This window comes from Gilliamella sp. B2889 (genome assembly GCF_026536885.1).
GTDB classification, from domain to species: domain Bacteria; phylum Pseudomonadota; class Gammaproteobacteria; order Enterobacterales; family Orbaceae; genus Gilliamella; species Gilliamella apicola_E.
Genome location: NZ_JAFNNF010000003.1, coordinates 239,087 through 260,426, shown reverse-complemented (window position 1 = coordinate 260,426; position 21,340 = coordinate 239,087). Strand labels below are relative to the sequence as shown.

Below are 21,340 nucleotides of genomic sequence, written 5' to 3'. Positions count from 1 at the left end.
TTTGCATACTATTAAACTATTTTTCAATTCAATTCTTGACGTTCTTTATTATGCATCATCAATAAATCAAAATAAAAGCTTAATAGTTAGACAAATTTTAACTAATGTTTTATCAAGTAAAAGGGTAAAATTTAAACATCTTTCTTGACATGCGTGAAGATTTTTGATAAAAAATGCAATAATATTTAATAAGTAATATAACAATTGAGAAGTTAATGATTAAATTTACTAGCCTCCTACTCAGCCTCCTCCTCGCATCAGTTTGCGCGGATAGCTTGTGTGTGGAGTAAAAGTGATTTAATACTTAACTCGACAAATTAACAAGAACCCGCGCTAAAGTGCGGGTTTTTTGTTTTCTTAACTTGAAATACCGAGATAGCACCAAAATATAAAGGAAATAACAATGAGCGATCAGATTATTATTTTTGACACAACATTACGTGATGGTGAGCAAGCGTTACAAGCAAGTTTAAGTGTTAAAGAAAAATTACAAATAGCTTTAGCATTAGAAAGAATGCGGGTTGATGTGATGGAAGTTGGTTTTCCTATCTCATCGCCTGGTGATTTTGAATCAGTACAAACTATCGCTAAAACCATTAAGAATAGTCGTGTATGTGCGTTGTCTCGTTGTATTGACAAAGATATTGATGTTGCCGCTGAAGCGCTAAAAGTAGCCGATCAATTTCGTATTCATACCTTTATGGCGACATCAACCTTACATGTTAAAGATAAATTAAAAATGACATTTGAAGATGTCGTTGAACGAGCGGTGCACTGTGTTAAACGTGCACGTAATTATACAGATGATGTGGAGTTTTCTTGTGAAGATGCAGGCCGTACCCCAATTGATAACTTATGTCGGATTGTTGAAGCAGCAATTCAAGCAGGGGCAACAACGATCAATATTCCGGATACTGTCGGTTATACTGTCCCTTATCAATTTGGTGGCATTATTCGTACCTTATTTGAACGTGTCCCGAACATTGATAAAGCGATTATCTCTGTTCATTGTCATGATGACTTGGGCATGTCGGTGGCTAACTCGATTAGCGCGATTCAGGAAGGTGCTCGGCAGATTGAAGGCGCGATGAATGGTTTAGGTGAACGAGCCGGTAATACTGCTTTAGAAGAAGTGATTATGGCGATCAAAGTTCGTCAAAATATCTTAAACGTTCACACTAATATCAATCATCAAGAAATCTACCGTACCAGCCAAATTGTAAGCCAAATTACTAATACACCAATACCGTCTAACAAGGCGGTTATTGGTAGCAATGCTTTTGCCCACTCTTCAGGAATACATCAAGATGGTGTATTAAAAAACCGTGAAACTTATGAAATCATGACACCAGAGTCGATCGGTTTAAATCAAATCCAATTAAATTTAACTTCACGCTCTGGTCGAGCAGCTGTTAAACATCGCCTAGAAGAATTGGGTTACCACGATAACGATTATAATTTAGATCAAGTTTATGAAGCTTTTTTAGAGCTTGCTGATAAAAAAGGCCAAGTTTTTGATTATGATTTAGAAGCTTTGATATTTATTAATCAACTTAAAGATGATCAAGAGCATTATGTTTTAGATTATTTTAATGTTCAATCAGGCTCTACTGTCGTTTCAACTGCGTCAGTAAGTTTGATTATTGGCGATCAAAAATATTCAGATGCGGCAACGGGTAATGGTCCAGTTGATGCAGTTTATCAAGCAATAAATCGTATTACCGGTGAACCAATTACCATTGTAAAATATCAATTAGCTTCTAAAGGTCAAGGTGAAAATGCCTTAGGTCAAGTTGATATCGTTGCCGAATATAAAGGGCGCAAATTCCACGGTGTTGGGCTTGCGACTGATATTGTTCATTCATCCGCATTAGCATTAATTAATGTTTTAAATAATGTTTATAGAGCTAATCAAGTTGCTGAGCAAAAACAAAAATTGCACCACGATTAAAAAATAGATGCGATTTCGTTATTTATTGACGAAATGCTTAAATTAATTATAAGGAATAGATATGTCTCAAAATTACCATATTGCAGTATTACCTGGCGACGGTATTGGTCCAGAAGTGATGAAACAGGCTTATAAAGTGCTTGAAGTCATTCGTCAAAAATATAACCTTGCAATTACGACTAGTGAATATGATGTCGGTGGTGCAGCAATTGATATTCATGGTTGTCCATTACCTAAAGAAACACTAGAAGGTTGTGAAAAAGCCGATGCTATTTTGTTTGGCTCAGTTGGTGGTCCAAAATGGACAAACTTACCTCCAGATCAACAACCTGAACGCGGAGCTTTATTACCATTACGAAAACATTTTAAATTATTTGCGAATATGCGCCCTGCTAGTTTATATCAAGGTTTAGAAGAATTATGTCCTTTACGTGAAGATATTGCTAAGCGTGGTTTTGATATTTTATGTATGCGTGAGCTAACTGGTGGTATCTATTTTGGTTTACCTAAAGGTCGTGAAGGTTCTGGCCCTCAAGAACGAGCTTTTGATACTGAAGTTTATCACCGTTTTGAAATTGAGCGTATAGCTAAAATGGCATTTGAAGCTGCAAAAATTCGTCGTAAAAAAGTCACTTCTGTTGATAAAGCTAATGTATTACAAACATCAATATTGTGGCGTGAAGTTGTAAACGAAGTCGCTAAACAATATCCAGATGTCGCACTTGAACATATGTATATTGATAATGCAACCATGCAACTTGTTAAAGATCCTTCTCAATTTGATGTATTATTATGTTCTAATTTATTTGGTGATATTCTATCTGATGAGTGCGCTATGATTACCGGTTCAATGGGAATGCTACCGTCTGCTAGCTTGAATGAAGATGGATTTGGATTATATGAACCAGCTGGCGGTAGTGCACCAGATATTGCTGGTAAAAATATTGCTAATCCAGCGGCACAAATTTTATCTTTAGCATTATTAGTGCGTTATAGTTTAAAACGTGATGATATCGCCAAAGCTATTGAAAATGCAGTTAATAAAGCTTTAGAACAAGGGACCCGCACTATCGATCTTGCTCGTGGTGGTAGTTATGTTTCAACCGATGAAATGGGTGATACCATTTGTCGTTTAATTTAATTTTTAGACTAAGGGTTAAGCTATCATATTAACCCTTTTAAAGAATATTAAAGGAATATAAGCAATGTCTACAAAACCAAAAACATTGTATCAAAAATTATATGATGCACATGTTGTCTATGAAGCACCGAATGAGACCCCTATTTTGTATATCGATCGCCATTTGGTTCATGAAGTAACCTCTCCTCAAGCCTTTGATGGCTTACGAGCGATGAATCGTAAAGTCCGCCAACCTCATAAAACATTTGCTACGATGGATCACAATACTTCAACGAAAAGCAATGATTTAAGTGCTTGTAGCGAGATGGCTAGAATCCAATTAACTGAATTAGCTAAGAATGCTGAAGAATTTGGCGTATCTTTATATGGTTTACAAAGTCCATTACGAGGTATCGTTCATGTTGTTGGACCTGAACAAGGCATGACATTGCCTGGTATGACCATTGTGTGTGGTGACTCACATACTGCAACGCATGGTGCTTTTGGTGCATTAGCTTTTGGTATTGGGACATCAGAAGTTGAACATGTTTTAGCTACCCAAACCTTAAAACAAGGTCGGGCTAAAACCATGAAAATTGAAGTAAAAGGCAAAGTAGCCAGTGGCATAACTGCTAAAGATATTATTTTAGCCATCATTGGCAAAACAACGAGCGCTGGTGGTACTGGCCATGTAGTTGAATTTTGCGGGGAAGCAATTACATCTTTGTCAATGGAAGGTCGAATGACATTATGTAACATGGCGATTGAAATGGGTGCCAAAGCTGGACTAGTTGCACCGGATGAAATCACATTTGAATATTTAAAAGGTCGACAATTTTCGCCTAAAGGGGCAGATTTTGAGCAAGCAGTCGCTTATTGGAAAACCTTAAAAACAGATGAAGGTGCACATTTCGATACGATTGTAACTTTGGAAGCTAAAGATATTGCTCCACAAGTAACTTGGGGAACTAACCCTGGTCAAGTCACTGCTATTGATAAGCAAGTTCCAAATCCACAAGATTTTTCTGATCCGATTGAAAAACAGTCTGCTGAACGTGCGTTAGTTTATATGGGTTTAACTGCTGGTACTAAGATGTCTGATATTAAGATCAATAAAGTGTTTATCGGCTCTTGCACGAATTCTCGTATCGAAGATATTCGTGCTGCGGCAGAAGTCGCCAAAGGACGCAAAGTAGCTGATGGCGTTCAAGCTTTGGTTGTTCCAGGTTCTGGGCCTGTACGTGAACAAGCGGAAGCTGAAGGATTAGACAAAATTTTCATCGATGCAGGTTTTGAATGGCGTTTACCAGGATGTTCAATGTGTTTAGCGATGAATGATGATAAGTTAGCTCCTGGCGATCGCTGTGCATCAACCAGTAATCGTAATTTCGAAGGACGACAAGGACGTGATGCCAGAACACATTTAGTTAGCCCTGCAATGGCTGCTGCTGCTGCCATTACTGGTCATTTTACTGATATTCGCAAACCATTTTAAGGAGACTTGTCATGGCGAAATTTACAAAACATACTGGATTAGTCGTTCCTTTAGATGCTGCAAATGTGGATACTGATGCCATTATTCCTAAACAATTCTTACAGAAAGTTACTCGTACAGGATTTGGACAACATGCATTTCATGAATGGCGATTTTTAGATGATGCCGGTAAACAACCAAACCCTGAATTTGTGTTAAATAAACCTCGTTATAAGGGTGCGAGTATTTTATTAGCTCGTGAAAACTTTGGCTGTGGATCTTCTCGTGAACACGCTCCATGGGCATTAACAGATTATGGTTTTAAAACTATTATAGGATCGAGTTTTGCCGATATTTTTTATAATAACTCGTTCAATAATCAACTATTGTTAGTGAATCTACCTGAAGAAGATGTTGATGAGCTTTTCAAGATTGTAGAAGCCAACGAAGGCATTGAGTTTACTATTGATTTGGTTAATGAAGTTGTCATTGCTGGAGATAAACAATATCCTTTTAAAATTGATGCTTTTAAACGCCATTGTTTGTTAAATGGACTAGATAATATCGGTTTAACACTTCAACATGAAGATGCAATCAGTGCCTTTGAACATAAGATTCCAACATTTTTAGCTTAAAATCTTTATGAAAATATCATCGCTTATTGTTGTTTAAGCGATGATATCTCACTACTTCTTAAATAAACTTTCAACTACACTTCATATAAATAACTAACCAAAGCTATACTTGTAATCACTGAGTTTTATATTAATAAATTCAATTAGATAAATGGTTTATTGCTTATCAGTTAAGTTATCACTTAAGGTGTGATGACTAAATATTAAGAATTAAGTTAAAGTTGTTTTCGATGGCTTGATGGAGGTATTGATAACGCTTCACGATATTTGGCCACTGTACGCCGAGCAATTATGATACCTTGATTTTCAAGGAGTGAGACTAATTTACTATCACTCAGAGGTTTTTTAGAATCTTCATCTGAAATATATTTTTTAATTAATGCCCGAATTGCTGTGGAAGAGGCTTCCCCACCGGATTGAGTGTTAACATGACTTGAGAAAAAGAATTTTAACTCAAAAATACCGGTTGGGCATTGTAAATATTTTTGCGTTGTCACTCGTGAAATAGTCGATTCATGCATATCTATAGCTTCAGCAACATCAGATAAAATCATTGGCTTCATATATTCAGCGCCATTTTCAAAAAAGTCTTGTTGATGCTCAACAATAAATTGACTAACTTTTAATAACGTCTCGTTACGATTCTCGACACTTTTTATAAACCAATTAGCGTCTTGTAAATGTGAGCGAATATATTGGCTGTCATGTTCATTGCTGACTTTTTCCATCGCAGCATAGTGTTGATTAATACGTAGCGTTGGAACAGTATCATTATTTAATTCTGCTATCCATTTACCATCAATTTTTTTCACTACAACGTCCGGAATAACATAATCAGGTGGCGTGGTATTAACAGAATCCCCCGGATAAGGCTGTAAATGTTGAATAAAGTTAATAGCTTCTTTTAGTTGCTCATCAGAAGCATTTAATCGTTTTTTCAGTGTCCGGTAATCATGACTTGCTAATAAATCTAAATAGTCATTGATGATCTCTTTTACTAACGCCGGTGGTGTTACATGTTGGATTTGAATAGATAAACATTCTTGTAATGTTCTTGCTCCAACCCCGATGGGATCAAAATGCCAAATTCGCTTTAATACAGCTTCAACCTCGTCAAGCTCAATTTCATTATTACCTTGTTCCTCTAAAATTTCTTCAGTTGAAACAGTCAGGTAACCTCTTTCGTCTATTGCTTCAATAATGGATAGCGCAATTGCACGATCTACCTCACTAAAAGGTGTTAAATCTAATTGCCAATTTAAATAATCATGCAAGGTTTCGTGTGTTTCACCTTGATAGATGGGTAACTCATCATTACGATAATCAGAATAGGTTCCTGATGGTGTGCCTGCAGTATAGATATCATCTAAAGTTGCATCTAAAGGAATATCCTCTGGGATTTCTTGACTATCGAATGCTTCACGAGTATCAATATTTTCGCTAGGCTCATGCTCTTCAACATTGATCTCATCGTATTGATCTGCAACCTCTAATAGTGGATTGTTTTCAAGTGCGGTTTGAATTTCTTGTCGTAATTCTAATGTAGACAATTGCAACATTCGAATCGCCAGTTGCAATTGTGGCGTCATTGACAACTGTTGCGATACCTTCAGTTGTAACCCTTGTTTCATCATAATCTATAATCTGAATTCATGTCCTAAGTAAACACGTTTTACATATTCATTATTTAATATGCTATCTGGCGTACCTTCAGCAATTAAATGTCCCTTATTTACTATATAGGCACGTTCACAAACATCAAGCGTTTCGCGGACATTATGATCTGTAATTAATACTCCTAACCCACGATCTCGTAGATGTTTAATGATATTTTTGATATCAATAACAGAAATCGGATCAACCCCAGCGAATGGTTCATCAAGTAAAATAAATTTTGGATTAGCAGCCAAAGCTCGAGCAATTTCAACTCTTCGTCTTTCACCGCCTGATAAAGATTGGCCTATATTGTCTCGAATATGTGTGATATGAAATTCTTCAAGTAACTCTTCTGCTCGATTTAATTTTTCATTTTTGTCAATATCTTGGCGTGTTTCTAAAATAGCCATAATATTGTCTATAACAGATAATTTTCTAAATATTGAGGCTTCTTGAGGTAGATAACCAATACCTTTTTGAGCACGCTCATGTAATGGTAAAATACTGATATCATGATCATCAAGATAGATTCTTCCTGCATTTAAAGTCACAATGCCAACTACCATATAAAAAGTAGTAGTTTTACCCGCACCGTTAGGACCAAGTAAACCAACAATTTCACCAGAATTGACGGTGAGACTTACATCTTCAACAACACGTCGTTTTTTATAAACTTTTGCGAGGTTTTCAGCTTTTAAAATTGACATTTTATTTATTCATCTCTTTAACTTGACTTGGGATGATAGTAGATTTCACCCGTCCTGAATTACCCGGCTGCGCAAGTATTCGTTGTTTTTTGACATCATAAGTAATGATCGGACTTTTTATACGGTTATCTTGCTGAATAAGCTCCGCATCACCTTGTAGTACAATATTACTTTCTTTCACATCATAAATAACTTGTGATGAATGACCTGTTACAACTTTATTATTTTTAGGCATAATTTGCTTATATCTTACAGGGTTACCATATCCAGTAATTTTTTGTTTGGTAGAGTCTTGCATATCGGTTATAACAACCTTATCAGCCCAAATGGTAAGACCTTCCTGAACAATCTGTACATTACCACTAAAGGTAATAATATTTTTTTCAATATCGATTTGTTGGTTATCTGCATCAATTGTAATAGGTTTATCATTAACAACCATCTTTTGATCTTTTTGAGGGGAAGACGCTTCAAAATTAGGCTCATTTGCAAAACAAGCAAATGATACATATAACATAAAAAATAATGGATAAATTGCTTGTTTTCTCAATCTCATTTTTTATTGTGCCTCAGTATTATAATAGGTTTTTATATTCTCAAGTATATTTGCCGTCTTTTCTCTTAAATCGCCAACTAACCCTGTCCCCGTCGATAAAAAGCCAATCCCTTTTATTTTTACAGGATCATTTGATGTGACAAGTTGTGTTTTTAAATCGACCACTGCGTTATCTGTCAATACTTGCTGTAATTGTGAATCAGGTGATAAATTTGTTAATTGTACATCTTGATAAAGGTAGATTAATTTATCATTAGTCAATGTTGCACGTTTTGCTTGAATATGCCAAGTCGCGGCATGTTCCTGATCGTAAAGCGTGACATTAGGTAAATCAAAATCTGTATTTTCATTGCTATCAAAATGTTTTACTTTGCTTGATGCAATTTTATATACCATAGTGCCTGATAAATCATAGATATTGGTTATCATCTCATCACTTTGATAAATGGGTGTATCAGGCGAATTTGCGTTTGATGGTGCGACCGAAACACTATCTTCTGTTTGGTAAACAGAATAAATACCAATTATCAGAATAAGTAGTAGGATACAGATTAAATTTTTTTTATTCATAGTTTACGTTAATTATGTAAATAAAGTTAATCACTAATAAAAGTAGACCTTTATTACAAATCACCCAAAATTTGCCTTATTTTACTTTATTTTTTAGTAAATTAATATCTAACATTAAAAGAAGTTAAATCATTTTGGGGTACCATTTGAATAATTTTAATATTTGAAATTTTTGCTGAAGTTGGTCCTCCAGAATTAAGCCAATTGACTAGTGAATCTATCTGTTTACTTTCGCCAAGTGCGATAATTTCAACATCACCATTATCTAAATTTTTGACGTAACCTGATAAATTAAGTTTTTTTGCTTCCTGATAAGTAAAAAATCGAAATCCAACACCTTGAACTCTTCCACTAACCTGTATTTTAATTTGTTTTATCATCATATAACCTAAATAATTCAAGTTTACCTATTAGCCTAAATCAGTTATCGTTTTAATTAAACACTAATATTAATATTTTGGTTAAAATTTATTAAATTATTTAAAACATTAGTAATCTATCAGGCTGATTTTCTTTTGAGTGAAATTGATAATATGGCTTCTAGTTTATTTAATTTTCAACCATCAATACTAATTAAGTAAAAGTAAGGTTGCATAAAACACATAAAAAAGATCCTAGATTATTTTGCCTTAAAACAGGATAAATAAACTAGGATCTTATTTTATTTAAGTAATGTTTTTGAAATTCAATTAAAATGATTAATTTTCAATTATTGTATTTTGATTGTTATCAACAAAATCGCCTTGCATATAGCCTTTATTGATAAATTCAACCATATTGCCATGTATTGTTTCTGTAATCATACTACCCTGACTTGAATTTTCAAATTTATCACCTGATAATCTAATATGTATGTTTGATTTCAATTTGCCATCATTTTTGATGTTTTTACCATTAATATTAATAGCGTGATTAGCTAAAATTGATCCTTCATTGTGTATTTGATTTCCCTTTATATCAATTTGCCAATTTGAGCTTAATTCACCTGATCTGTAATTTTTGACATTGTTTGAATCAAATCTTAGATAGTTAGCTGAATATAATTTGTTATGATTCTCAACATCGGTTGAACTAATATCGAAATTATGAAGAGCATTTGCATTACCATAATTTTCAAATTTATCACCTGCTATGGAAATATCAGCACCCTTAATTACGCCAAGCCAATCATTTTTGAAGTTTTTTGCATTAATAACAGCCTTGATAGTATCTATCAAACCATTATTTAGGATATTATCACCTCTCAAATCAATTTGCTTATCGGATTTTAAAATACCTGTTGAGTTGTTTGTAAAATTGGTAGAGTTAATTGTAAGGTATTCTCTAGATAACAAATTTGAAGCATTCATAACATCAGTTGAATTAATATAGAAATTATGTTCTGCTCGTGCACTACCATAATTATCGAATTTATTACCACTTATCGTAATATCACCACCTTTAATTACTCCATACCAATCATTTTTGAAACTATCTCCAAAAATGATAGCTTTTTTAGACGCTATTATTTCACCAGTATTGACACCACTTTCAGTATTAATTTTGATATCACCACTATTGAGTGTACCAATCACTTTAGTGCCATCTTCTGTAGTATAACGTCTATTGTTAAACTCTTTCTTGGCTTTAATTTCAATAAGATCAGCTGATTTTATTTGTGAACGATTTTGGAAATCATGTGCTTGAATTTTAACAATATGGTCGGATTCAATTGATGAACCATGATCATTATTTAAATATTCCGTATTCAAGTTAACTTGATTTTTTGCAAAAATTTTGGCGTAGTTATCAATTTTTTTAAACGCAAGGTCCAATACATTTTCTGCACGAATTTGACCTTTATTATCTAAAGTATCACCTTCTAAATTAACATTTCTACCTTCTATAGTAGCTCCATCTCTATTGTGTAGTGTTAATACATAGCCTTTTAAGTCTTGTTTTGCCTGTAATTTTCCAATATTTTCAAGGTAATCGACTTCTAATTCCAGATTTTCAATTGGCTCAATTTTTCCATAATTAATTAATTTAATTGCATTAATATCAGCATTGTTTGCAACTATATTTCCGTACCAATCATTTATTAATGATTCAGATTTTATGTTTAATTGATTGCCGGCAATTATATCTTTTTGGTTTCCAAATTCATGAGTCAAAATATTCAAATTATTATTTGAGTATATCACGCCTTTATTAACCAGTTTATCAGCTTTAAATTGAACATTCTCACCCTTAACAAGACCAGCTGAATTATTGGTTTCAAAAATATTACTTACTACTGATACTTGCTTGTCGCTCGAAAGTTCTCCTGAATTGGTAACATCTAACACGTGAACAGTAAGGTCTTCTGAAGCATGAGCTTTACTTCTGTTAAATAATTTATCACCTTGTAAAAGTATGTGTTTGGCTGAAATAGAACCACCGTAATCGTTTATAATTTCTTTACTAGCAATATGAACTTCATTATCAGCTGACATATTACCTTGATTTTGGGTAAGTTCAGACTTAATATCAATTCTATTTTTTACTTTCATATCACCAGTATTTTTAGTTACATAACTTGTAACATCAACATCTTGAGCGTCAATTGTTGCCCCAAAACCATTATTAAATTCATTACCTTGAGCTGTTACCGTTTTACCTGCAGTAATTACACCATTATTACCAGTCCAACTCCCTGATGAAAAATTAACATTTTCTCTTGCCTGTAATGTGCCATTATTTTTGATTTCGTGATAACTAGCTAATGATATATTCTTATTTAAACTTTTTATTTTTCCATTATTTTCGATAGCATTACCTTTACTTCTCAAACTTACATCACCAACAGCATCTATTATATTTTCATTAACAACTTTACCATCAGTAGTAATATTGATAGAACCAGCGTTGGTATATATTTTACCTTGATTACGTACACCTACACCATTTTCTGTACCTACCATAGTAATTTTACCGGCATACATTCCACCTAATGCGGAAACATCAAGCGCAAATTCAGGTTTATCTGAATTAGAATCCGCACCTTGTCTTTCAACCTTACTTAAATCAGCACTGACTTTATTTTTGCCTGTTACAATATTGACTTCATTATCTGCCCATAACTTTGCATTAATTGAAACTGAACGAGAAATTAAATCAGTATAATTTTGACCGCCACTACGTAAACCATCACCTTGGATTTCAATTTTACCTTGTCGGACATCGTAACCTTTTAATTCGCCATCTTCCATGATCGGCTTACCTGTAGTTAATGTTGTACGATCAGCATTAATAAAACCGCAACCATTACAAGTAATACCCGCAGCATTAGCAATAACCACTTGAGCTTTTTGACCCGCTACTTCAATAGAGCCAAGTAGTTGACTTGGATTATTAGAATTTACTTCATTTAAAATGACTCTTGCATTATTTTTTAATCCTTTATTCCCATTAATATTTCCTGCTAACTCGGTATTTGTATCGGTGAGTGAGTTATTAAGAATCAAACCATCTTTTGATACATCAAATTGTGTAAATTTGTTATGTGATATACCGCCTTTAGTTGGAGATACGATATCAACTTGTGTCGTACCATTATTTAATTCTTGAACATTAGGTCTTTGATTTTTTCCTGCACTAGGATCTACAACGACACCACCTGCATAACTATTACTAACAACACTTACCATACCTAAAACAACATAAGATAAGAAAACTATAGGTTTTAAAACTGCTTTTTTCTTACCTATAATATCCGCTTGAGTATTCGTATCTTTTTTTCTTTGACTCTTACCTGAAATAGCTTGATGTGATTTAACAATTTCAGACACCACAATAAATAATCCACGAGCTTGATTAAAAATAATCCGATAAAAATTTTTATTCATAGTATTTCGCCTTTCATCTTATTTTGTTATTCAAATGTCTAAACAAAAAGTTATTATTTCCAATAAAAACGATTTATTTACAACGATTAATATCTACCACAAAATAAATTGCAAATAATTAGTTATTTACAACTTATAACAATATGATTTATTTATCTTTTATAACCAATAAATAAAACTATATTTTTAGAGAACTACTTTTACTACAAACTTAACTTTAACTATAAAATATAATCCATTTTCCTAGCTACCATTAAATCCAATTTATTGTTATGAAAGAGTTATTTAAATTATCTATAAGATATTCAAAGAAAAACCAAAGCATCAAATGTACTTACTTTATTTAAAAAGGGGAAAGGATATGTAGCATCCAAACAGGCAAATTAAAAATTAATAGCCATTTATTGAAGACAAATTAAATGTGATCAATAAAAAGTCTCCTTTTTAATATTACTCATACCATAAAACCATATTACTAAGTTGTATTACGTTACTGACATTAATAAATATTAAAAATCACAAAAACTTTTTACTACAAAATGATAATTAAAAACTCAATTAATTCTTGATAAATTGTGGTGTATCTCTTAACAAAAGCTTATAAAGCTATTGCTTATATTATAATAATACTCAATATAACATAAGATAAAAGATTTTTTCATTATTTATATACATAATTTTTATTTGTTTTCTAACTAATCCTTAGTTTATCAACAATTTTTTATTATAGAGTTTTTTTTGGTAAAAATTTATTACAAATAAAGAAACTGAAATACTAGTAAGTCCAATTTAAATAAAAGGCAACTGTTAAATGATTTGTTTTAAAATTATTCGGTTTGTGCAATGGCACTCCAGCAAATACATCATAATAGACATTAAATTGTTGCCCCCGTATACCAAGTGCTGAACCAACAAGCCGTTTACCGCTCAACCGTTCTGAATTTCGCCCACTTACTTGCCCAGCATCTAAGCCAAAATATAATTGTTGCCTTATAGGCATTTGCCAAATCAAATCATTACGCAGATACCAGCCATTATCAGCCGTCAACATTTGCTCGCCATCAAATCCTCTAACAGTCCAACGACTTCCGATCGAAAATCGATCAGGCGGTGTTAATTTATTACCTCGTGTCATTTGACCATTATAATCAACACTATAAGCAAAATTCTGATTACCTAGATTAAATGGAGCATAAAATGAAATATCAAACTTGAAAATATTAGTCAACGCACTAGCTATATTTATTTCTTCTTCTCGAGCTTTTTCTGCACCGAACCAACGAACTCCTTTTTGATACCAGACATCAACATCTAAAGTCATATCGTTAATATAATGACGATGTTGTAACCCTAATTTCCAATTAGTTGTTTTCCGGCGCTGATTTTCAAGTTCAAGGTCATTCATAAAGTTGTGAGATTGTCTTAAATTAATACCATAACTTAATGTTGTTTTTTGTGTTGAACTACGGTGCAATACCCGGCTAACTTTAAAATTATAATTTTTACTTCGACCTTTATATTGATAATCTACAATACCGGGGATATTTTGGTGATAAGTATTGCCATAAATTAAAGCATCAAACATCCAATATCCATAGGGGATTGAATATGAAAAATAATAATCCCGGTTGCCATATTTGTCTTTATTTTCAAGATCATGGTCACCAGAAACATAAAATGAGTCGCTAAATCCAAGAGGATTATCTAGATAGAAAGTTAATCCACCTAAATAACGTCCCGTATCTTTAGTGCCTGAGTTATCTACAGACATTCCTACCCGCCAAAACTTTGATTGATTGCGTTTTATAACAATTTCGGTTTCCCCTTCTTTAGCACCAGGGATTAACTCGATTTTAGCATCTACAGTAGGAATTCTTTGTAAATTCTCTAAACCTTGTTCAAGTGATCGTAAATTAAGTAATTCACCACTTCTTAAAGGAATACTGGTATACAAATTTGCATAGGTATCACTATCTTTTGAATAGTGTATACTTTTTACTGACCCCTTTAAGATTAATAGAGTGAAAGTACCCTGTGATAAATCTTGTTGTGGAGCAACCACACGAGTAGTAATAAAGCCATAATTAATAAGTTGGTTTTGCAATTCGGTCATCAATAAATTCAGACCTTGAGTACCTAAACAACGCCCTTCGGCTTGCTTTGTTAAAGGACTTAATGGAACATAAAAAGGTAAAGTTTCTTTTTCTAATAACTTAACATGAGCAATCGGGAAACATAATTTTTCTTCTGGAAAATCAATATTATTAATTTTCTTTAATGGGGATAATAAATTAACATCAGGCGTTTTGGGGGATAGCGCTTCTTCCGCTGCTTTTTGCCGTTCCTGTTGATAAATTAGCTGTTTGTCACTAACTTTTTGATTTTGATTGGTTACTTGCGAATCTGCCTCAACATAACCAACAAGAATAAAGCCTACTACAATAACTGATAACTTCCTGACATTCATCATTTTCTTTACCAAAATTATAATATTTATGCTTTTGTGCTGTCATATGTTAAAACGATTACATGATTTAGTCTATAAAAAGAATTAATCAAAAATTATGATACAAAAAAATAAAGTTTAAAAACATCAATTCATCAATAAGAAAAGTTAAATAACTCTTCTTTTTTGAGGCAATCAGCGATATTTAGATATATAAAAACATTGATGAATATTTCTTAAATTAGCACACAATGAAAAAAACTAAATTTTATTTATTTTTATTTAAGAAAAAATGATAATGAAAATATATAATGTTTATCGCCTTTGAAATATAAAAAATTAATCAACAAACCATTCATTATGCTGTTGTGATACTATTTTTATCGTTTTTAATATAGTTGATAAATGCTCATGAAGTGCAAGTATTGCCATTTCTGGATCATGCTTTTTTAATGCAATAACAATTTTTTCATGCTGTTTAACTAGATCTTCTGGTGGGGATATATCTTCTAAAGTAAGGTATCTGACCCTGTCCATCATTGCTTTGATATTTTCGACGGTGTCCCATGCCATGGGACAATCAACAACATTCATTATAATCTGATGAAATTCATCATCTTTTTCAAGAAAATAACCAATATCTTTATGTTTGTTAGCTTCAATTTGTTCTTTTAAATTTTTTTCAAGTAATAAAAGATCTGAATCATTAATTTCTTGTGCTGCGCGTTTAATAATTGCACACTCAACAGCATCACGAATAAATTGACCATCAATTACTTTTTTAACAGATATTTTACTTACAAAGGTGCCACGTTGTGGAAGAATTTGGACCAATCCAGCTTCTGCTAGTTTAATAAAAGCTTCACGAACTGGTTGGCGTGAAACATTAAATTGACCCGAAATGTCTTTTTCAGACAATAAAACACCTGGTAATACTCGGCAAGTGATAATGGCCTTTCTTAATTGGCGATATATTTGTTGATTAACAGGTTCTGAGATAGTTAACGCTTCAGATTTGAACATATATTACTTTCAAAAAACAAATTACAAGAAAAGAGAATATAGGGGATTTTTGAATATAAGAAAAGTTTTTTATTTAATAATAAAAGTGCAATCATCTAAAGATGATTGCACTTTGCTTATTAATTAGTGGAATTAAAAATTTTGAGTTATTTGTTTAACTGTCTCTTTCGCTCCTATGTCTCTTAAAGAATGATAAGCTTTAGTTACCTGTGCAATAAACAATGGATTTTGGGGTAGATCCTCTCCAAAAACATGTTTTAAAGATAACAGCGCATTAACTCGATCTTGATTATCAGAACTATTTAAAACCAACTCTTTTAATTTCTCAGCTGCTGGATCGCAAACTTCAATAACGTTACCACTATCATCCACGCCACTAACATAACGCATCCAAGCTGCAATACCTAAAGCTAAACAATCAAATGGTGTACCATTAGCCAAATGATATCTAACAGAATCAAGCATACGTTGAGGAAGCTTTAATGTTCCATCCATTGCGATTTGCCATGTACGATGTTTTAAACCGGTGTTGCGATATCGATCTAGTAATGAATCAGCATAAGCTGACAAATCAACATTTTTCACCCGTAATGTAGTTGCTTGCTCATTTAACATTAAATGCCTAGCTGCTTTAACATAATTAGGATCTTGCATACATTCATCAATATGCATATAACCAGCTAAATAACCTAAATAAGCGAAAAATGAATGGCTACCATTTAACATACGCAATTTCATCTCTTCATAAGGCAGTACATCATTAACTAATTCTGCTCCTGCTTTTTGCCACTCTGGACGACCAGCCACAAAATTATCTTCAATCACCCATTGTCTAAATGGTTCACCAGCAATACCTGCCGGATCATCAATACCACCAAGTTGTTTTTTTATTTTAGCCATTGTTTCTGGCGTTGCAGCGGGTACAATTCGATCAACCATTGTTGATGGGAAAGTAACATTTTCCTCAATCCATTGCGCTAAACTTTCATCGCGCTGCTTAGCCAAGGCTAACACAACATTACGAGTAACATGTCCATTTTCTGGCATATTGTCACAAGACATAACTGTAAAAGGTTTTAAACCTTGCTCTTTACGTAAACGTAGGGCTTCTACAATGACACCAGGAACAGATTTGGGTGTATGTGGATTAGTTATATCATGAATAATCAATGGATTATTAGTATCAATTGATGCCGTTGATGGTAGATAGCAATAACCTTTTTCGGTTACAGTGATTGACACAATTGCAATTTCTGGACGAGTCATCACATCTAAGACTTTCTGAATTCCATCAACATCTGCATGTAATGCTTCTTTTGCAATACCTACAACACGAGTATTCCAGTTGTCATAAGACATTTCACACACACTAAATAAACAATCTTGTTGTTTTAAATCTTGAATTTGTGCTTCACCACCTATCAAGTTAACTTCACAATATCCCCAATCGCTATCATATTGTGCAGCCAATATATCTGCATAAATAGCTTGATGAGCACGATGAAATGCCCCAAAACCAAGATGAACAATTTTGGTTTTAATTTTGCTTCTATCATAAGTTGGAACAACTACCTCTTTAGGTAGTTGTGATAAAGTTTGATTCGATAATCTCATTATTTCTTCCGTTTAATTTTTACTATCTGCCGCATCATGTAAGTCAGCTAAATCACGATCTTTTACCTCAGGCATAAGAATAGCCGAGATAAGACCAATACATGAGTAAACAATAATCATAGCCACAATTGGCCACCAATCATTTACCATTTTACAGAAAATTCCAGCCAGAATTGGGCCAAATCCTACGGCAATTAAACCACCTGCTTCTTTAGATATTGCCATTTGGGTGAATCGATTTCGAGCACCGAACATTTCGGCCATGGTGATGTTTTCTAGGGCAAATAAACCTAAAACTGCAATATTATGAATGAGAATCAAACATAATGTAATAGTATTTACAGAATGATTTATATCTACAATGATAGATAACATTGGGTATGCTAGTATAATTGCAGACAATGTTAGTATTATATAAGGAATTTTTCGACCAATCTTATCTGATAACCAACCTAAGAAAGGAATAGTCAAGAAGCCGACAATTGAACTAAACATAATTGCATCAGTTGGAATACTTTTATTAAATAATAATGCTTGCACTAAATATCCCGCTAAGAAAGTTTGGATTAGCCCAGAATTTCCTGCTTGACCAAAACGTAATCCTGTAGCTAACCAAAATGATTTACTTTTAAACATTTCAAGTAATGAGATATGTTTTGTAACATCATTATCATTTTTTAGCGTATTAGTATCATTAACCTCATCAAATACAGGGCTTTCTTTTAAATTCATTCTTAACCAAATTGCAAAAATCATAACAATAACACTTGCTATAAATGGAATGCGCCAACCCCATGCAACTAATTGATCTTTATCTAATAAAAAGAACATAAATGCCCATATTGCTGTTGCACTTAATGTCCCACAGTTAGTTCCCATTGCAACTAATGAAGAAATTACTCCTCTTTTCCCTTTCGGTGCATATTCAGCGAGCATTGTTCCTGCACCAGAAATTTCAGCACCGGCACCTAATCCTTGAATTATACGTAAAATAACCAACATCAATGGCGCTAAAATACCTACTTGAGCATAAGTTGGTAGTACACCAATTAACGTAGTACATACCCCCATCATGGTAATAGTAATGAATAGAACTTTTTTACGACCGATAGCATCACCCATGCGACCAAAAACGAAGGCACCAATGATTCGTGCAACATAACCAGCACCATAAGTACCCATTGCTAAAATCAACGCCATAATAGCAGATTGTTCTGGAAAGAAAATTTCATGAAAAACTAAAGCAGCACCTAAAGAATATAATTGAAAATCCATAAATTCTAAAGCTGTTCCTAACCAACCTGATACTGCAGCTTTAACTAAATCCGAAGTATCCCTCTCACACTTATTTCCTATATTATTCATACTGTTCTCTCTTTTAATATTTTATCTAAAAAGGTTTTTCACAAGACTTTTTTAGTGCTAATTAAAGGTCAATAAAACTTTGCAGCAATGTTTCTGATCTTTTTCAAAAGTTTCAATCGCTTGAATTACTTGGGTATAATCAAATTGATGTGTGATTAACTTTTTGGGGTCGATTAATTTTTTCTTTAACCAATCGATAACAACTGGAAACTTATTCGCATTTAATCGAGAAGAAAAAATAGATAACTCTTTACTGGTTATCCCTTGTTGAGTAATTACACAAGGATCACTTGAAAAGCCCATGATTAGGATCCTTGCTGCAGGGGAGGCAATAGAAATTGCTTCTGGCAAAATCGAAGGATGACATGCAGCGTCAATTATAATTGTCGGTTTAATATTAAGTTTTTCTAATTCATTTTTCAGTGATAGATTAGTATTATTGATAACTTTATCTGCACCGCTGGTTTGTGCCATAGCCAACCGTTCATCAATTCGATCGACAACGATAACTTGTTTAACTTTATAAACATTTTTTAGCGCTTGTACTGATGTTAGTCCCATTGGACCTGCACCATAAATTAAAGCAACATCATTTTCAGCTGGTTTCAAATGACTAGTAGCATTCGCTGCAATAGTAAACGGTTCAATCATTACAGCAAATTCATTACTAATGTCATCTGGAATCGGATAGGCATTTTTGCTTGGCACTGTTGTATATTGACTAAATCCACCATCACGGTGAACGCCTAAAACAGTCAAAGATGTACAAACATTGGGACGGCCAACTGAACAAGGATAACAACAACCACAGCTAATGACGGGATCGACAGAAACACGTTCACCAATTCTTGATCGATCTACTCCTTCACCTACTTCATCAATAACACCAAAAAATTCATGTCCTATAACTCTTGGGTATTTTGCAAATGGGTTGTGCCCTCGATAAATATGACTATCTGAACCACAGATGCCAGCTAGTTTAACTTTGACTCTTACATCACCTTTAGCTGGTTGAGGAAGTTCACGTTCCTCGATTTCCAGTTCATTAGGTTTTTTTACAACGATACTTTTCATATAAGCTCCCTCAATTTACCAATTCCACAACGTGCCATCTTCTAAACGAGCAATTGGCAAATAAGCGGGGTTGTATGGATATTTAGCTGCTAGTTTTTCATCAAAATCGATCCCTAAACCTGGTTTGTCACTTGGGTGCATATAACCATCAGTAAAGGTCCAGTTTGGTGAAAAGACTTCTAGCATTTGCTCTGAGTAACCCATAAATTCTTGAACACCAAAGTTAGGTACCCACATATCAAAATGAAGTGCAGCTGCATGACAGATTGGTGATAAATCTGAGGGGCCATGAGAGCCTGTTCTAACTTGATAAAGCGACGCAAAATCAGCTATTCGACGCATATGAGTTATACCGCCTGCATGGGTTATTGTGGTTCGGATATAGTCAATAAGCTGTTCTTCAATTAACTGTTTACAGTCCCAAATACTGTTAAATACTTCACCTACGGCAATTGGTGTTACGGTGTGTTGGCGAATTAAGCGGAAACATTCTTGATTTTCAGCTGGTGTTGGGTCTTCCATCCAAAATAGGCGATAGTCTTCAACACTTTTACCAAATCGAGCTGCTTCAATTGGTGTTAAACGATGGTGCATGTCATGCAATAAATGTTCGTTAAAACCAAATTTATTTCTCACTGCCTCAAATAATTTTGGTGTGAAATCAAGATATTTGTCTGTTGCCCAAAACTGTTCTTCTGGATAGTTACCTCGTGTTGCTGGTTCGTAAGCTAAGTTTTTACCTTTACTTTGACCGTAAGTGGTTTTCATTCCTGGTATGCCACACTGTACTCGAATGGCCTTAAAGCCCATTTCTTTATGTTTAGCATAATCATCTAAGGCTTCTTCAATATCTTTACCTGTGGTGTGGCAATACACCATTACACCGGTACGAGAAGCTCCACCTAATAATTGATAAAGTGGCATATTGGCAACTTTACCTTTGATATCCCATAACGCCATATCTATGGCTGATATCGCTGACATTGTCACAGGTCCACGACGCCAATAGGCACCTTTATAGAAATATTGGAAAATATCTTCTATTTGACTGGCATCTCGCCCTATTAATTGTGGGCAAAGATGATCTTTAAGATATGATGCGACGGAAAGTTCACGTCCATTGAGCGTTGCATCACCTACTCCATATACGCCGTCATCTGTCGTTATTTTTAGTGTGACAAAATTCCTTCCTGGACTACAAACAAAAACTTCTGCTTTTACAATTTTCATTGAATACCTCATAAATAATTTCTGTAGCAACAAATTAATTTATTAAATACTAC

Annotated in this window: 16 protein-coding genes; 4 read left to right on the top strand and 12 right to left on the bottom strand. The window is 33.7% G+C overall.

Annotation, left to right across the window (positions count from 1 at the left end):
• Positions 1–403: 403 nt before the first annotated feature.
• The 4 genes from leuA to leuD all read left to right on the top strand — a co-directional run bounded on the left by leuA (position 404) and on the right by leuD (position 5,180).
• A complete protein-coding gene (gene leuA, locus J3U09_RS06155) occupies positions 404–1,951 on the top strand; it encodes a 2-isopropylmalate synthase (RefSeq protein ID WP_065734235.1) in 1,548 nt (515 codons plus the stop codon).
• A gap of 61 nt (positions 1,952–2,012) precedes the next feature.
• Positions 2,013–3,092, top strand: a complete 1,080-nt coding sequence (gene leuB, locus J3U09_RS06150) for a 3-isopropylmalate dehydrogenase (protein WP_065734234.1) — start codon at positions 2,013–2,015, stop codon at positions 3,090–3,092.
• A 64-nt stretch (positions 3,093–3,156) separates the two neighbouring features.
• The gene (gene leuC, locus J3U09_RS06145) at positions 3,157–4,566 is read left to right on the top strand and encodes a 3-isopropylmalate dehydratase large subunit (RefSeq protein ID WP_267357534.1); all 1,410 of its coding nucleotides are present in this window, start codon (positions 3,157–3,159) and stop codon (positions 4,564–4,566) included.
• A gap of 11 nt (positions 4,567–4,577) precedes the next feature.
• Positions 4,578–5,180 (top strand): 3-isopropylmalate dehydratase small subunit, encoded by a 603-nt coding sequence (leuD, locus tag J3U09_RS06140; protein WP_065562279.1) that lies wholly within the window; start codon positions 4,578–4,580, stop codon positions 5,178–5,180.
• A 215-nt stretch (positions 5,181–5,395) separates the two neighbouring features.
• On the opposite strand, the gene J3U09_RS06135 is transcribed toward leuD, so the two are convergent.
• From J3U09_RS06135 to manD, 12 genes are all read right to left on the bottom strand, one after another.
• Positions 5,396–6,811: an RNA polymerase factor sigma-54 gene (locus J3U09_RS06135; protein ID WP_416380049.1), complete on the bottom strand. Its 1,416-nt coding sequence runs from the start codon at positions 6,809–6,811 to the stop codon at positions 5,396–5,398.
• 6 nt (positions 6,812–6,817) lie between these two features.
• A complete protein-coding gene (gene lptB, locus J3U09_RS06130; protein WP_065562280.1) occupies positions 6,818–7,543 on the bottom strand; it encodes an LPS export ABC transporter ATP-binding protein in 726 nt (241 codons plus the stop codon).
• Position 7,544: 1 nt separating this feature from the next.
• Positions 7,545–8,099 (bottom strand): lipopolysaccharide transport periplasmic protein LptA, encoded by a 555-nt coding sequence (gene lptA, locus J3U09_RS06125; RefSeq protein WP_267330076.1) that lies wholly within the window; start codon positions 8,097–8,099, stop codon positions 7,545–7,547.
• Positions 8,100–8,102: 3 nt separating this feature from the next.
• A complete protein-coding gene (lptC, locus tag J3U09_RS06120) occupies positions 8,103–8,669 on the bottom strand; it encodes an LPS export ABC transporter periplasmic protein LptC (RefSeq protein ID WP_267357530.1) in 567 nt (188 codons plus the stop codon).
• A gap of 101 nt (positions 8,670–8,770) precedes the next feature.
• On the bottom strand, positions 8,771–9,049 hold the full coding sequence (yccX, locus tag J3U09_RS06115; protein WP_267357528.1) for an acylphosphatase: 279 nt from the start codon (positions 9,047–9,049) through the stop codon (positions 8,771–8,773).
• 318 nt (positions 9,050–9,367) lie between these two features.
• On the bottom strand, positions 9,368–12,535 hold the full coding sequence (locus J3U09_RS06110; protein ID WP_267357526.1) for a filamentous hemagglutinin N-terminal domain-containing protein: 3,168 nt from the start codon (positions 12,533–12,535) through the stop codon (positions 9,368–9,370).
• A gap of 775 nt (positions 12,536–13,310) precedes the next feature.
• Positions 13,311–15,005 carry a ShlB/FhaC/HecB family hemolysin secretion/activation protein gene (locus J3U09_RS06105; protein WP_267357524.1) on the bottom strand — a complete coding sequence of 565 codons (1,695 nt, stop codon included), beginning with the start codon at positions 15,003–15,005 and terminating at the stop codon, positions 13,311–13,313.
• A gap of 315 nt (positions 15,006–15,320) precedes the next feature.
• The gene (locus J3U09_RS06100; RefSeq protein WP_220225096.1) at positions 15,321–16,004 is read right to left on the bottom strand and encodes a GntR family transcriptional regulator; all 684 of its coding nucleotides are present in this window, start codon (positions 16,002–16,004) and stop codon (positions 15,321–15,323) included.
• A gap of 132 nt (positions 16,005–16,136) precedes the next feature.
• Positions 16,137–17,618, bottom strand: a complete 1,482-nt coding sequence (locus J3U09_RS06095; protein WP_267357522.1) for a mannitol dehydrogenase family protein — start codon at positions 17,616–17,618, stop codon at positions 16,137–16,139.
• A 12-nt stretch (positions 17,619–17,630) separates the two neighbouring features.
• Entirely contained in the window at positions 17,631–18,983 is a 1,353-nt protein-coding gene (locus J3U09_RS06090; protein ID WP_220225098.1) for an MFS transporter, read from the bottom strand.
• 57 nt (positions 18,984–19,040) lie between these two features.
• On the bottom strand, positions 19,041–20,057 hold the full coding sequence (locus tag J3U09_RS06085) for a Zn-dependent oxidoreductase (protein WP_267357520.1): 1,017 nt from the start codon (positions 20,055–20,057) through the stop codon (positions 19,041–19,043).
• A gap of 15 nt (positions 20,058–20,072) precedes the next feature.
• A complete protein-coding gene (manD, locus tag J3U09_RS06080; protein WP_220225100.1) occupies positions 20,073–21,287 on the bottom strand; it encodes a D-mannonate dehydratase ManD in 1,215 nt (404 codons plus the stop codon).
• Positions 21,288–21,340 lie beyond the last annotated feature (53 nt).